This window comes from Streptococcus porcinus, assembly GCF_901542335.1.
GTDB classification, from domain to species: Bacteria; Bacillota; Bacilli; order Lactobacillales; family Streptococcaceae; genus Streptococcus; species Streptococcus porcinus_A.
Genome location: NZ_LR594036.1, coordinates 356,017 through 371,328, shown reverse-complemented (window position 1 = coordinate 371,328; position 15,312 = coordinate 356,017). Strand labels below are relative to the sequence as shown.

The following is a 15,312-nucleotide window of genomic DNA, read 5'->3' as shown; positions in this document are numbered from 1 at the left end:
GAAACTGTAAAACTAGTATAACGAGGTTTAAGCATCATTTCCCTCCTATACAAAAACCCCATCTAGCAATACTAGACAGGGACGAATTGATATATCCGCGGTACCACCCAAATTCAAACATCCTGAGACATTTGCAACTTTGTTATTCATAAGGTTTAGCCTCAGCAACACCATTTGACATCTGTACGGATTTCTCAACAACACCGCTTTCTGTAACAGATAAACTCATCTGGACTCTGATTACAATTATTCTAACAGATTAGCTTCTATAAGGCAATCCTAGATACTCATTTTCAATCGGTAAAGCTATTAAAGTATTAGTAGCTTCGTTTGCCAAATAAATCATCTGGCATCTCATGAAAACCTTTGCCATTATGATAGTTGGCAAATTTTCCTAAGAGAAACTCATAAGCATCTAATTTACTTTCATACCTAATAAAGGCATCTCTAGCACGTTCATCACCATCTTCTTGGGCAACTTGCTGGCTGGTAGTCATTGCTACTTGATTAACCTGAATTTGTGTTTGAACCCACGCTTCAAAATCTTTGATAAATTCTTTTTCGAAAGACATATAACCTTACTACTTCCTAAAGTGATAAGCCCATTATATCATAAGTAGGGAGTGAGTACCATTCTCCCATATCTAAGCTTAACATTTTAAAAAGACTCGTCTTCATTACCCAAAATAAGACTCTAAAACTTTTTAGAGTCTTTTGACAAAAAAAGATAGGAAGCTATGTTATAATGATATATATTACATAGGAAGCTATGAAAGGATCATTATGGAAAACGATCACATTGGTATTTTAATCAAAAAAAGTAGTCAAACCTTTGATAAAGCTGCCGGACATATCTTAGCCCCGCATGGTTTAACTCCTAGTCAATTCAAAATACTAAAGTATGTTACATTAAAACCAGAAGCTAGTGTGCGACAAATAGATATTGAGGCTTATTTCTGTATGTCAAATCCGACTGTAACAGGAATTCTACAGAATCTAGAGAAAAAAGAATTGATTTATCGCCAAGCTCACCCCGATGATAAGCGTTCTAAAATTATTAGACTAACTGAGAAAACAAAAAATGCAAGAGACTTTATTCTAAAAACGAGTGACCAAATTGAAGCCAGTTTTACCAAAAAACTCACAGATAATGAAAAAAACACCTTACGCCAACTACTCTTAAAATTACTTAACAGTGACGATATTCTGAAATAAAAGGAGGAATTCATGCAAGCCAGTCATTTTCAATCAAAACCTATTCCTAAACTTCTTTTCACCATGGCAATGCCGGCTATTTTAGCTAATTTAGTCAATTCCCTTTACAATATTGTTGACCAAATTTTCATTGGGCACAGCGTTGGTTATCTTGGTAATGCTGCGACAAGTGTGGCTTTCCCATTAACAATCATCTGCTTAGCCTTTGGCTTAACCTTTGGGCTTGGTGGTGCCTCAAATTTTAATCTCTCTTTAGGTCGGGGAAAAGTTGATCAAGCCAGTAAAGTTGTCGGCAATGCTATTTCCTTGTCGCTCCTTATGGGACTATTGATTGGTATTTTTATCATTCTTTTTCTTAAACCCTTACTGCTGATTTTTGGTGCTACGGAGGCCACAATGGCCTATGCTCAAGACTATACCTCCATCTCGGCCTTTGGCATTCCCTTCTTATTATTTACTATGAGCGTCAATCCCTTAGTTAGAGCAGATGGTAGTCCTAATTATTCTATGATGGCTATTATTTTTGGAGCAGTCTTAAATACTATTTTAGTTCCTATCTTTATCTTTTATTTTGGTTGGGGGATAAAAGGTGCTGCTATAGCTACTTTAATCAGTCAAATCTTATCAGCCATCTATATGGCACTCTATTTTCGTAGATTTAAGTCAGTTAAACTTGTAACAAATGATTTTAAAATTAATAGTGAGATTGTCAAAGCTATTTTATCTGTTGGTTCTTCCTCATTTATTTTTCAATTCTCTACTTTACTTATCCAGATTGTTACCAATAATATGCTTCGTAGGTTTGGAGCTGATTCTATTTATGGTAGTGATGTCGCTATTGCTGTAGCAGGAATCGTCATGAAAATCAACTCCTTATTTATTGCGATCATTATCGGACTCGTTCAAGGGGCACAACCCATCATCGGTTATAATTACGGAGCTAAAAACTTAAACCGAGTAAAAGAGACAACTAAATTACTTCTTAAAACTGCTACCATAATTTCTATTATTGCTTTTTTAAGTTTTGAAATCTTCACTAAACCTTTCCTTGAAATCTTCGGAACAGGTTCCAAGCTTTATTTCCAATTTGGAATAAAATATGTTCGTGTTTTTCTTTTCTTTGTTTTTATAAACGGCATCCAGATTGCCTCTACAACTTTCTTCCAAGCTATAGGAAAAGCAAGAATAGGTGCCTTTCTATCACTAATGAAACAAGTTATTTTCCTATTACCACTTCTTATTATTCTTCCCCATTATATGGGGGTCGAAGGTGTCATGTATGCTGGTCCAATCTCTGATTTAATTGCTTTCCTCTCAGCCTTCTACTTCCTTAAAAGAGAATTTCAACGAATGCCTCAGGAGCTTAGGAGTGAAAGAGCATAAGTCTAGCAAATCACATTGAGGATTTGCTTTTTTATTTTCTAATTAGATCTATACCCTCGCCTATGTTCAAAGCATGGACACGATTAGGATTAACTATGTCTTTGCGAAGCTGCTCAGGATTTCCATTAAAAGTATTCCATGTGGGAGCATCAACAGATCCCCAATGAATTGTCAGTAAGTCAGCTTTTGGATAGGCATTAGCTTCTTTAATGGCTCCATCATAAGTGATATGCCACTCGTTATCACTAAAATCAAAAAGAATCAAATCCGCTGGAGACATCTCTAGATGTTCCGACATCAGTTTACTATCACTAGGTAGCCAAATACTCCCATCAACGGTATCAAACCAAAAACCGAGAGATTCTTCTTCTTTCCATTCACGGTAGTGATACTTTGAGATGCTATTTTGCCAGTTGTGTCTCGTTGGGGTCGTGGTAATTGTAACATCATTTATCGTAAAACGATCGCCGACGGCATATTCATTCGTTGCAAAGCCTTGCGATATCATCATATCTGCCACATGTACTGGAGCATGATAAGATTTGGTAACAGCTTTGCAATTCTCCAAAGTTTCAAAACTGAGGTGATCATTATCGATATGAGAAATTAAAAGACCATCAATTTTGGGAATAATTTTTGAGTCAATAGGCATATCGATTAGCAAGGGCATATCAAAACTATCTAAGACTGGATCAATCATCAGGATTGTACCGCGACTATTAATCATAATCGACGCATTCCCTAACCAATAAACTCTTGTCCCTTCAATTTTATCAAAAGCTGAAAGAGGGAGGGGTATCGTTTTTTCAGGCATAGCTTGCCCAGTAGGACTAAAAATAACAGACATAAAATACTCCTTAATGAGTCTTGGCTTAATTTCCGAAACACGGCGCTAGAAAGATAGATATTCATAAAAGTTAAAGGGAAACGATACTTAGTCATGAGTAGTTTTTAAATTTTATATCCTGACATTATCTGCTTCGTACCCTTCTTGATAGTAACCCAAAGTCAAAGAACGTTTTTATTTACTTTATCACAGTTAATAGATGAGGACAATAAAAATCACAATCCTTTGTTTCCACATTTCAAAAATAAATCCCTGACGCCTAAATAATGAAATTCAATTCCAAATTAAGCTATTTTCTCAAAAGAATAGTCTTGCACCAAAACTCATTTTATAGTATCATAGATAGAGTAGCCGCTATAGTTAAATGGTATAATAAAGCAATGGTAATGCTTCGTTCCGAGTTCGATTCTCGGTGGTGGCATAAATTATGTTAACGAAACCTTATTAAATTAAGGTTTCTTATTTTTTGTTCTGATTCTATTCTTTTAGACATATTTTTATTAATTATTTTTACCACTCAATATTTTTAATTACTATTGATTTTCTTTTTTTAACTCCACTTGCCAAGAGATAACTATCATAGATATGTCTTGCTCCTGGTGTGGTCAGCTTAAATTCAGTTTCTAGTTTATCAAGGTTATTTGACAACTACTTATTAATAGCATTGTTAAATATCATACCAAAACTATAATCAAAAGATGAAATTGTCTTGATTTTTTATGTTTAATTGCTTAACGTTTTTTCTGGCTAGCACTGCAACCTTAATAGCAATTTTTTAAATGATTACTCATCATAACGTTTCTTATTGAAGTTCTCGTAATCAGTTTTTAGATTCTTTTTTTCATTGAAGAAAATCTCCTATATCTTATAGATAGCATTCACCCCAAAATCAATATCTTCCCATGTAATAGCCATTGTTTCACCAACTCTAAATCCTGTCTGCGTTTATGAGAGTTTTTGTTTTTCATGATAATGAAAAAAGATTGAAGAAAATTGTCCAAAATGGACTTTTTCTTCAATCTGAGAGAAATCTTGAAAAGGATTTCTCTACTTGCTGCCCAATACATGTTTGAACAGTTAACAACTCTTATTTACATTGATGTTTAAAATTGTTAAATACCATATATTCTTGGCTCACTCTTTAAAAATAACTTTTATTACAATGAAACCTATACAAAGAGAATTAGTATATATTAAATACCTTCCATCTAAAATTTAGCTCTCACCCCATCTACCTAATTTGAAGCCTCAGTTTAAAATGTCGTCTACTACAATTTGGAGATCACTTCTGGCGTCCCTTTCCTTTATTCCAGCCTTTACATCTAGAACAAAGTCGGTAATAATAGCATCGACATCACTTTTCACAAATTTATTTATTGAATCAGAGCTATTTATTGTCCATACCACCACTTTTTTTCCTGCTTCATGAGCTTTTAGAATATTAAGTGTGGTTGCTTCTCCCTCTTCCATAATGAGAATATCAGCTGGCATATCACTAATTTCACCTAGAGAAAAATAGTAGAGGTAGCCAGTAGTCATCTCAGGGTACTTACTTTCTATATATTTTATAAGATTTAAATCTAGAGATAATAAAGCTGTGCTTTTTTCTAACTTTTTATCCTTAATAAGCCTTACTATGTCATCTGCCATTTTTTTATCTGCAGTAGCCCCTTTTAATTCAATATAAAAGCCTATCTTCCCTTGCCCTGCTTTAATGAATTCCTCAAGGGTAGCTACCGGCTGAGCTGGCCTTTCTTCATTAAAAAGGTCTTTTACCCTAAGCGATTTTATCTCTTTTAAAGTCATTTCATCTGAACTCTTATCTATTCCTGTAAGCCTCTTAAATGTTGAGTCGTGATTAATAACATAATAGCCATCTTTGGTTCTTTGGACATCTATTTCAGTCCAAGAGGCACCCGCTTTTATAGCCTTTTCCATACCAGCTATTGTATTTTCAGCACCTAAATTTCCCCCACCCCTGTGAGCAACAAGGGCTATTTTATTTTCTAACTTTGCAAATTTATTGAAAAAAAGTCCATAGACAGTACTTATTGAAGAATTTATAAGAAATAGTCCTGCAAGAACCAGGAATAGTCTTACTTTTGTCCCTTTCTTCTTTTTTGTTTTTTGAGCTTCTCTTACATATTCTTCTGTTTTATAAATCTTATTCTTTAAAGAATAACCATCCCTTTCGTTATATCTGTAAAAAAGGTCAGTAACTGAATAGATAATAATCGGTACTGCCAATAATCCTAAAATTGAAAAAAGCTCAGCAATGTTCAATAAGACAAACATAGCCAATCCCGGTCCAATTTTTAATTTGTCCAAAGTTAAAATAATGCTTAGAACGATTAAACAATAAAGAAAGGAAAAAACTGCATATCTAAGTCCAATTTTTAAAAAAAAGTCTTTTATAAAGGATTTCCAATGTCCTTTCATTAAACGTGACGCTTTTAGCAGAGAATCTTTAATAGATTCTCCCTCTAATAGACAATAATGAAAAAAGAAAAAATATTTTAAAGTAATAAAAGTAAATATCAAAAGAAATCCACAATATACTGCTAAATAGATCGGAGTATTATAAATAACCTCTGTAATAAAATTAGGAATTGTAAAATTGCTCATAGGAGAAATGGTAATTCCTATACCTATTAGCGGGATAATAACAGCTACATAAATTAAAATTAACAGCCCTTGTGGTCTTAAAAAATTTTTTATTGATTTAAAACTAATGGCAAGCATTTGTAGTAGGGAAATGTCGGAGCTTCCCTTCCGTGCCAAGGAACTAATAATAATAAAGGCGTTAATATCAAAGGCAACTAAAATAACTAAAAGTATCAGAGCTAAAATAAAAATTCCTGCTCCCTGTAAACTTAAAAAAGTTGATACAAAATCTCCACTTGAGAGACTTGATTTTCCACTTGATTTAAGTAGTAATTGCAAAATCTCTTTAGATATTGGAAAAATTGCCAAAAACAATATACCTTTTGTTGTTATTTGAAATTTCATTAACGACCAAAAGAATCTAAAATAAAATGAAAAAGCTTCTTTCTTAAATGTCATAAGTTCTCACCTGTTCAGAATTTTATATTTTTATGTATAATAGTATATCATTCTTTTAATACTTTTATAAAGTAAGTTTAAAGAAAAACTCACTCTATCATTAGGCTAGATAGAAAAAGCAATCCATATAACTTCATGACAACATCCCTCTGTTAACTCTCATATGGCAATTTGTAGATGCTTAATTACGAGAGATATGGAAAGTCTCCAAAGTCTTATCTGACTCTGGAGACTTTCCTTTATTGGCACGTTATCTAGACTTTCTTAGATTATTACGTATAATCTCTTTTTACGTTCTGTCCACGGAATTGATTTTCTATGAAATAAGCGTAGCCTAAACCTATACTATACCTTTCGTTTATTCAAGTAAAGTCCTGAGGCTAGGTTAGCCTTTGACTTCCTTAGAAATCTAGTGGTATAAGTATAAGCATAAACAAAATTAAAACTTCAGTTCTTTGTAAACTACTGTCACTAACCAATTAAGATCCAAATAGCCTTAATTAATCTTGTACTTCTGCACTGTAAATAGTTCGGCCATTTTCTTTAGAAACCTTAACAGGAATACCAGGAACGTTAAGAGAATCTGATTTGACAGTTAGTTTACCATTTTTGACTTCATATTTTCCGGTTAAAGGTATCCTAATGTATTGTTTTACCTGATTATAGCCACTATGAATAGCTATGTTTTTAATCTCTATGGTTTTATTATTCACATTAAAACGATTGCTATATCCTGACATAATAGGCATATTTTGATAGCTAAACATCTGCTCAGCAGTAAAACTTTTAGATCCTTTAGAAACATCTAAATGAAGGAACGGAATAGCTGTATCTTTGCTTGCTGCAACAATATCCTTCAATTTAACTTTGATATCTTTGTTAGTCTTTGTGATTTTTTTTATGATCTTTGTCTCAATTTTATCATCAGTTTTGTCAGGCACGGCAGTAATACCTTCCAACAGCACTTCTTCTATCCCCTTATTTTTTGAATAGAAACTATTTTTCCAATTTGGATCTTTTTCATCTAGAATAAGAGCAGCAACATATCCAATTTCATAGCTTTCCTTATCTGCAGCTATAAAAATCTTGTCTTTTTTAATAAGTTTTTCTGCTTCTTTTCGAGCATCTGTTTTAGATAAATTTTTACCAATAAAGCTACCTAGACTTTCTGTATATCGTGCAGTACCTTCAGCAATATCTGTCACTCTTATACTATCAGCTTCCTTTTTAAACTCAGTATGATACTTTTCTAACCAATATTTAGCTTTTGCTAAGTACTCTTTTTGTTTTTCAGGATTTTCAAAGGCCTGTATTAAGCGGCTATAAAGCATTCTTCTGGCAATCCTTGGTCCACTTTCAATAGGGTATATCTGATTTCTATCTGCATTGCCTGATGCTTTTATTTCCCCTTGATAATAGAAATGAACCATTTCATGTGTGGCTGTTTTATATAATTCTTGAACGGAGTCTTTAGCCTCCATGACACTATCATCCACACTCATAGCAATAGACTGCTTACCCTGAAACTTTACACTAATATAGCCTTCTGGAGTTGGAGCAGGAATTTGTTTATACTCCTCTTTTTTGAGTTTTCTATTCTCTTTGACATTTAACAATCTAGCTTCTTTCACATCACCTTCTTCATTAAGATAAAAGATTAAGAAATTATGCTTATTGTAGTTATAAGTCGGCCACACCTTATCCATAAACGGCCAATTCAACTTAACTAACTCACTAACTTTATCCACATATGTGCTAAAATTTGTTTTTTTAGCTACTTGATGTTCCGTTTTTGTACTCGTTCCTTTATTTTTAGAAATCTCTGTACATGCAGTCAATACAGCACCTGTCACTAATAGTGCCACTAACGAAAGATAAATTGGCTTTTTCCTCGTTTTCATTCTTATTCCCTCACTTTCTAGTTTCCAATATTAAACCTATCAATTTGGAATTTTAGTTCTATTATCATGCCAAAATATTTACCAGAGTCTCAAACCTTGCTATTTCTGACATGATAAATTATTGTCTTTTATTATATTATACTAATCATTTTAAAATTTTTCAAACTATAATATAATATTATCTCCAAAAATATTATATTCCTACTAATGGTAGTCCTTATAAAAATAGCTTTATTAAGTAAAGATTCCTTTTCACTTTTAGCCGAGTTCTCATTTGACTATTCCAAATCACTCCTTCCACAATCGACACTTAACCTTTTCTCTTCAATTCAGAACTTACAATATGACTTTATGCACCTCAAATCCCAAGCGCTCAATAAAACGAATAATATCTTCCGTTTTAACAAAGAGTGTCTTCGTGTTATCATTTGGATGGAATGTCTGAACTGGCTTATCTAGAATCTCCTGATCAAAGTACACTTGAATATCCTTTTCTTTATTATTTAAAAGGCCAAATGGGGAAACTAAGCCAGGGGCTAGGTCCATTTTTTGCTGTAAGCTCTGTTCTGAAGCCATTCTAATACGATTAGTATGGACTATGTCTTTAAAAGAGTCCATATCTAATGACTTAGCATCATCCATAATTACTAAATAGTAACTTGTTTTCTTCTTATTGGTTAAAAACATAGACTTGGTTCTTACTCCTTCATATCCTTCAATATAACGGTCTGCCTCCTCCGTCGTAAAAGCAGCTGGATGTTCGACAACATCGTAAGCAATCCCTTCTTTTTCTAGATAAGTTGCTAATTTTTCATAAGCACCCATAGACTTCTCAACTTTCCTGTTTTTACTGGTATTGTAAATAAAATAGAAGTCTAGGTCAAGCCTTTTAGAAAAGGTTTTCATTGTTGATAAACAAGAGAATAGAAAGAAAGGCTAGTAGTAGCCTTAGAACGTAGACAAACTCTTAAAAATAAAAATATTTGAATAGACTTGCGTAAAATGGCAAAATATTAAACTCTTAGAAATGTTGATGTTCCAATATTTCTGAGAGTTTTTGATTTTCATAATAAAGAAAAAGATTGAAGAAATTTATCCAAAATGGACTTTTTCTTCAATCTGAAGCTATTACTAGCCTTTCTTTTATTTATTATTAAGATGACGTTTTATAGCCACAAAAACAATAGGTAGAACAGATATGAAAATAATAGCTAACATTATCATTTCAAAATGGGTTTGAACAAATGGAATGCTACCAAAGAAGAAGCCTGCTAAAATTCCAATAAGCACCCAAGAAAGCCCACCAATGCAGTTATAAATCAAAAATTGCTTTTGATTCATACGCCCAATACCTGAGATAAAAGGTATAAAAGTACGCACAATAGGCACAAAACGACCTAATGAGATTGCAAGATTACCATACTTAACAAAAAACTGTTCTGTCTCTGCAATGTGACTATCCTTAATAAACTTCCCTAAAAATGGTACTTTCCGTAAGGACAAACCATATTTTTTCCCAAGGCTATAGTTAACATAATCACCTATTATTGCCGCACTAGCCAGCAAAATAATAAAAGGAATCGGATTATAACCACTTTTAGCAATAGAAGCTCCTGTCATAAATAAGAGGGAGTCCCCAGGTAAAAAAGGGAAAAAGACTAAACCTGTCTCTATAAAAATAATGACAAAAATAATAGCAAAAGCGTAAAGCCCATAGTTGGTCAAAATGGTATTAATAAAATCAGTAAACATAGCTTCCCTTTTTAGATATAAAATTTTTCTCTAAGTCATAGCATAGCAAAAAAACAATCTATTACCAGAAAAGATTTCTAAAAATAACATGAATTAAGCTTTTCTTAAGCTTTGCTGACAGAATTAACTCTCATCGGTAAGAAAACGGTGATGAGAGAAAAATTAGCAACAATTGCTAGTGAGCTAATAGTAGCTGTGGAAATATATCACTAAACACACCATTGCATTCCTTTTAAGTTTAAATAGAGTTCTGCCATAATATCTGCACTTGAAAAGTGAGAATCAAAAAGCCCAAGTGACAGAGTCACCTGAACTTTTTAATTAGAGGAAACGCATTAATTATTTGCTACTAAATTTTCAGCTGCAAGTTTACCAGATGTCAATGCCCAAGCATTATTAGCTCCTGATGGTGAGTCTGTTCCCATAACACCACCAACGACTTCTCCTGCTGCATAAAGTCCTTGAATCACATTGCCTTTACTATTTTCAACTTCAAGTTTATCATTAACCACTAAGCCACCCATGGTTGTTGCAAAACGTGGACGTTGTTCAATCATATAATAAGGACCTTGCCCAACTTTTTCTTTTAGAAAGCGTTCTTCCCTATGAAAGTCTAAGTCCTCTCCATTATCAACAAAAGTATTATAACGAGTAACTGTTTCAGCTAACCTATTAGAGTCCATACCAGCTAATTCAGCCAATTCTTCTAAAGTATCAGCATGGAAGAGATATGGTCTTGTTTTGCCATTTGCTTCAAGCCATGATGCTATTTCTGCTTCTGAAATTCCTCCTTCAGCAATTTCCTTACGGAAAATATCAAAATGATTTTGGTCTAACAATAAGTAAAGTAATTTGGCTTGTTGTTCCATTAAAACTTCTAAGATATCGTGGTTACTAGCACGTTCGTTAACCACGCGCCGACCATCAGTATTGACTAATAAACCATTTTCCTTAAGAACAACTAAGTTACCACCAATGGTAGATTTAGCATAACCTGGTGCCACTTCCACTCCATTGGGATAAATTTTACCATAGGCCATTAATCGGCTTGCCGCATCAATTTCTGGCACTTGTGCCATAAGAAGACCTTCACCCATTGAAGAGCTCGTCCCATAGAAAAGAACATCTTTAAGCTCATCAGTTAAAAGAGCTTTGTTATTACCATAGCCACCTGTAGTCAGAATGACGCCTTTTGCTCTAATACGGTGAGTTTTTCCAGTTTCTTCTACCGCAACAAGACCTGTTACATTTCCTTGATTGTCATGTAAGAGTTTCTCTGCTTTTGTTTGTAATAGTAAGGTGACCCCTGATGCCGCCATTTTAGTGCGAACAGTGTCAGCGAAGCCATGACCTCCGTGAGAATAAGCTAATTCTCTATCTTTACGATACTCAGCTAAGATATGCAAGCCCTTATCGTATTGAACACCAATATAATCGTGAACCCAGTCTGTAGCTTGACCAACATTTTCCGCCAATAGGGCTAAGAGCTCTGGAATATTTTTATGATTTCCGTTTTCCATGAAATCTTCATACATGAGTTCAGGAGTATCATCTATCACACCTTCTTCTTTTTGAAGCCGTGATCCCATAACAACTTGGTTTCCCCCAGAGACAGATATAGCTCCACCAATAAAACTTAGTTTTTCAATTAGGGTTACGTTTAAGCCAAGTTCATCTGCCCGCAAGGCAGCAGCAATTCCGGGCGCACCACCACCCACAACAACAACATCTGTCTCTTCTTCAATTACTTCTGTTGAGCGAACCACAGTAGGTTTTGGACGAGCTTTCAAGACATCTACTGCATCCTGGCCACTAGCTTCTAAAACTGCTGCTGAGACTCCATCGATAACACCTTGGCTAGTTGAAGATGCACCTGAGACAGCATCAACATTTAAGGTCTGGAAATCAATAATTTGTTTTGGCATTTTTTCAAATACTAAATCCGACAGCCCAGCTGATTCTCCAGCACTATCAATTTCAATTGCGGTGATTGCTGTATCGCTAAAGCTTACCTTCATTGGAAGTTCACTATTGTGCCCATGTGCCATCACTCGATATTGCCCAGCTTTATACTCTAAAGGTTTCGTCATCAGCCCTTTTAGTCGCTCTGCCTTCTTGGCTTCCGCAAGTGTATCTTTTACTAAAAAGAAAGTATCATCCATAAATTTCCATAAAGGGGTTGGAATCACCAATTTTTCGCGATCGTTAATATCTGCAAATGCTGGGATAAGGTGATCCTCCATGACTGCCTGTGCCCAGTCATTTTGCACTAAGAAACCTTTTGCTACTGCGACTAGATCATAACCAACTTCTAATGCTTCTTCCGCGTCAGCTTTTTGTAAGATACTTCCGACACCTACTACTGGCACAGTAGCTAAGCTTTCTGATTTCAGAGCATGATACTTGCTAATAAGTGGTTCTATATCATTAGTGTCGACGATAGATGTTCTTAGGTAATCACTCATTGAGAAATGAACATAATCTAGACCTACTTCGGCTAAAGAGTTAAGAAGGTACATACTGTCCTCAAAACGAATTCCTGGTTCTTCTAATTCTTCAGGGGAGAAACGATAGCCTATGATAAAATCCTTTGTCTTTTCTTCTTCACGAACCGCATGAACAGCTTTTAAAACTTCTAAGGGGAATTTAGCTCGTTTTTCTCGGCTGCCACCCCAAGTGTCTTGACGACGATTTGAGTGTGGAGAGAAAAACTGCTGCAAAAGATAAGTATTTGCACCATGTAGTTCAACACCATCAAAGCCTGCCTTGATAGCGCGACGAACTGCCTCCGCAAACTGCTCAATCATTTCTAGAACAGCTTGATGTGTCATTTCGCTAGGAACAGGTGCATTAGGACGAAGGGCAGCAACTGCTGATGCAGAAATAGGTTTTGCCCCTCCATTCATCTCTGGCCATGCCATACGTCCAGCATGGTAAATTTGAATGAGTGCCTTTGAACCTTTATTCTTAATTGCTTTAGCAATACGACTCAATCCTTCAATTTTATCATCATGATCAATACCAAGTGCTCCAAAGAACCCACGTCCCTTACCTTCGATAAAGGCGCTTTCCACAATAATTGTTCCTACTGTTCCTGATCGTTCTGCGTAATACTTGATAAGTTCTTCAGTCACACTACCATCAAAATAGGCTGATTGTGTCGTCATTGGAGCCATCACAATCCGATTTTTTAAGGTTAAACCATTGGGTAATGTCAAATGATTAAGTAATTCTCTCGTCATGTCCTATCCTTTTCTTAATTTCCTCTAAATGTCCTTAAAATCTCTCGTAGTAAGGTTACTGGAATTTGTCCTGGAGCTGATATTTCCTGTGCGGCTCCAAAAGTAGCTGCAGAGCCAAGCATTTCACCAGCAATACGCGTTACCATACCTAATGATCCCATTGACATCGTAATTAAAGGTTGGTGTAATTCTTCTCGTGCTTGAATGGTAGCTTTCATAAGTGTTAACACATCCTGACTGCTTTGGGGCATTACGGCAATTTTACAAATATCAGCACCTTTTTCTTCCATCATTCTTAGACGTTCGACAATAATTTCTTGACTAGGTGTCATATCAAAATCATGATTGCACATAACAATTTTAATATCTTTGTTATGTGCCTTTTTGATTATATTTTGAACACCTTCTTCAGGCATAAACAATTCGACATCTAATAAATCCAGTTGCCCTCTTTCAATTAATGTTTCATACAGTTCGAAATAACTTTCATCGGTAAAAGGTCTAGCTCCCCCTTCTTTGTACGTTCTAAAGGTCACCAAGAGAGGCTTCCCTAGAAGGTCTCTCACTAGTTTGGATAAGTCTGCAATGGCTACAAAGTCCATGACTTCTTCAAAATGATCTATCCGCCACTCTACAAAATCACAATCAATACCTTTGATTTCTTTGGCAGCTTGGATAATAGCCTCTGCACTTTTAGCGACGATGGGCACGATAATTTTAGGTAGACCTTGGCCAATTGTTATATCCCCAACTGAAACTGTTTTTACCATTTAATACGTTTACCTTTCTCAAACTTTACTTTTATTTTTAATTTTCTAACATATTTCAATACAATTAAGCAGAGAAAATGTGATGTTTTTCACTATAAGTATAGCATGAGAATTTTCCTAAATCTAATGCATCTTTTTTTGTGAATCAATAGATAAATTTTATAGATTATCCATAGAACAAACCTTTTTAAATAGCAAAAGAACAGTAAGACAAAGCTCACTGTTCTTTTGAAAATCTTTATTTTTCTTCATTAAAAAGAAGATCCTTAATGTATTCTACTGGCATTTCTTCACCTGTGAATAATTTAAAGGCTTCGGCTCCTTGATAAAGCATCATGCCTAAACCATTAATAGCCTTTTTAGCGCCATGTTCTTTTGCAAACTTCAATAATTTTGTTTCAGCTGGGCTATAAACCACATCAAAAACAACTAAATCTGGACGAATAACTTCTGGATCATTTATTAAACTAAGATTCTCAAGCGGTTTCATACCAACACCGGTTGCATCAATGTAGATAGAAGATTCAGCAATTGACTTTTTGAAAGCTTCATCATCTGCTAAATCAGTCACTGTAGCTTTAGTATGTGTTTTACTATTAAGTTTTTCCACAGTCTTTTCCGCATTAGTATAGGCAGCATCTTTAGGATTAAAGATACGGACCTCTTTAGCACCATCTAGGCCAAGTTGGACAGCAATTGCAGTACCTGCGCCACCCGCTCCTGCTAAAGTAATAATTTGACCTTTAATATTAACACCCTCTTCTGCTAAAGCACGAACTGCCCCTGTTCCATCTGTAATATGCCCTACCAAGTGACCTTTACCATCTTTGTTGACTACCGTATTTACTGCTCCTACAAGTTCTGCAGCAGGTGAAATCTCATCAAGATAAGGAATAATTGCTTGTTTATTTGGCATGGACACATTTGAACCACGAATTCCCAAAGCACGGATTCCTTGGACCGCATCTGCTAGTTCCTCATTACCTACTTCAAAAGCAAGGTAAGCATAATCCAACCCCAATTTAGCAAAAGCCTCATTATGCATTTTAGGTGACAGACTATGGCGTATGGGTGTTGCAATTAAGGAAATAAGTAATGTATGACCTGATAAACGTTCTGACATAATAATACCTCTCTTT

At 34.9% G+C, this 15,312-nt stretch carries 11 protein-coding genes and 1 tRNA gene; 3 read left to right on the top strand and 9 right to left on the bottom strand.

What is annotated here, in order from left to right:
• Window positions 1-317: 317 nt before the first annotated feature.
• Window positions 318-572: a DUF1912 family protein gene (locus FGK96_RS01905; RefSeq protein ID WP_138080845.1), complete on the bottom strand. Its 255-nt coding sequence runs from the start codon at window positions 570-572 to the stop codon at window positions 318-320.
• A 211-nt stretch (window positions 573-783) separates the two neighbouring features.
• Here FGK96_RS01905 and FGK96_RS01900 point away from each other — a divergent pair, with 211 nt between their 5' ends.
• Together FGK96_RS01900 and FGK96_RS01895 are read left to right on the top strand one after the other, a co-directional pair.
• Window positions 784-1,215 carry a MarR family winged helix-turn-helix transcriptional regulator gene (locus FGK96_RS01900; protein ID WP_172601577.1) on the top strand — a complete coding sequence of 144 codons (432 nt, stop codon included), beginning with the start codon at window positions 784-786 and terminating at the stop codon, window positions 1,213-1,215.
• Window positions 1,216-1,227: 12 nt separating this feature from the next.
• Window positions 1,228-2,598, top strand: a complete 1,371-nt coding sequence (locus FGK96_RS01895; protein ID WP_138080843.1) for an MATE family efflux transporter — start codon at window positions 1,228-1,230, stop codon at window positions 2,596-2,598.
• A 31-nt stretch (window positions 2,599-2,629) separates the two neighbouring features.
• On the opposite strand, the gene FGK96_RS01890 is transcribed toward FGK96_RS01895, so the two are convergent.
• Complete coding sequence (locus tag FGK96_RS01890; protein ID WP_138080841.1) at window positions 2,630-3,445, bottom strand: MBL fold metallo-hydrolase; 816 nt, start codon at window positions 3,443-3,445, stop codon at window positions 2,630-2,632.
• A gap of 350 nt (window positions 3,446-3,795) precedes the next feature.
• Here FGK96_RS01890 and FGK96_RS01885 point away from each other — a divergent pair.
• A tRNA-Thr gene (locus FGK96_RS01885) sits at window positions 3,796-3,866 on the top strand.
• A gap of 827 nt (window positions 3,867-4,693) precedes the next feature.
• Here FGK96_RS01885 and FGK96_RS01880 read toward each other — a convergent pair.
• The 7 genes from FGK96_RS01880 to FGK96_RS01850 form a co-directional block, all read right to left on the bottom strand.
• Window positions 4,694-6,508 carry a glycerophosphodiester phosphodiesterase family protein gene (locus FGK96_RS01880; protein WP_138080839.1) on the bottom strand — a complete coding sequence of 605 codons (1,815 nt, stop codon included), beginning with the start codon at window positions 6,506-6,508 and terminating at the stop codon, window positions 4,694-4,696.
• A gap of 500 nt (window positions 6,509-7,008) precedes the next feature.
• Window positions 7,009-8,409 (bottom strand): hypothetical protein, encoded by a 1,401-nt coding sequence (locus FGK96_RS01875; RefSeq protein WP_138080837.1) that lies wholly within the window; start codon window positions 8,407-8,409, stop codon window positions 7,009-7,011.
• Window positions 8,410-8,745: 336 nt separating this feature from the next.
• Window positions 8,746-9,234 carry a prolyl-tRNA synthetase associated domain-containing protein gene (locus tag FGK96_RS01870; RefSeq protein ID WP_093958928.1) on the bottom strand — a complete coding sequence of 163 codons (489 nt, stop codon included), beginning with the start codon at window positions 9,232-9,234 and terminating at the stop codon, window positions 8,746-8,748.
• A 318-nt stretch (window positions 9,235-9,552) separates the two neighbouring features.
• Window positions 9,553-10,161, bottom strand: a complete 609-nt coding sequence (locus FGK96_RS01865; protein ID WP_138080835.1) for a VTT domain-containing protein — start codon at window positions 10,159-10,161, stop codon at window positions 9,553-9,555.
• Between the two features lie 335 nt (window positions 10,162-10,496).
• The gene (locus FGK96_RS01860; protein WP_138080833.1) at window positions 10,497-13,403 is read right to left on the bottom strand and encodes an NADH-dependent flavin oxidoreductase; all 2,907 of its coding nucleotides are present in this window, start codon (window positions 13,401-13,403) and stop codon (window positions 10,497-10,499) included.
• A 14-nt stretch (window positions 13,404-13,417) separates the two neighbouring features.
• The gene (gene aroD, locus FGK96_RS01855; protein WP_138080831.1) at window positions 13,418-14,173 is read right to left on the bottom strand and encodes a type I 3-dehydroquinate dehydratase; all 756 of its coding nucleotides are present in this window, start codon (window positions 14,171-14,173) and stop codon (window positions 13,418-13,420) included.
• A 238-nt stretch (window positions 14,174-14,411) separates the two neighbouring features.
• On the bottom strand, window positions 14,412-15,296 hold the full coding sequence (locus FGK96_RS01850; protein WP_138080829.1) for a shikimate dehydrogenase: 885 nt from the start codon (window positions 15,294-15,296) through the stop codon (window positions 14,412-14,414).
• Window positions 15,297-15,312 lie beyond the last annotated feature (16 nt).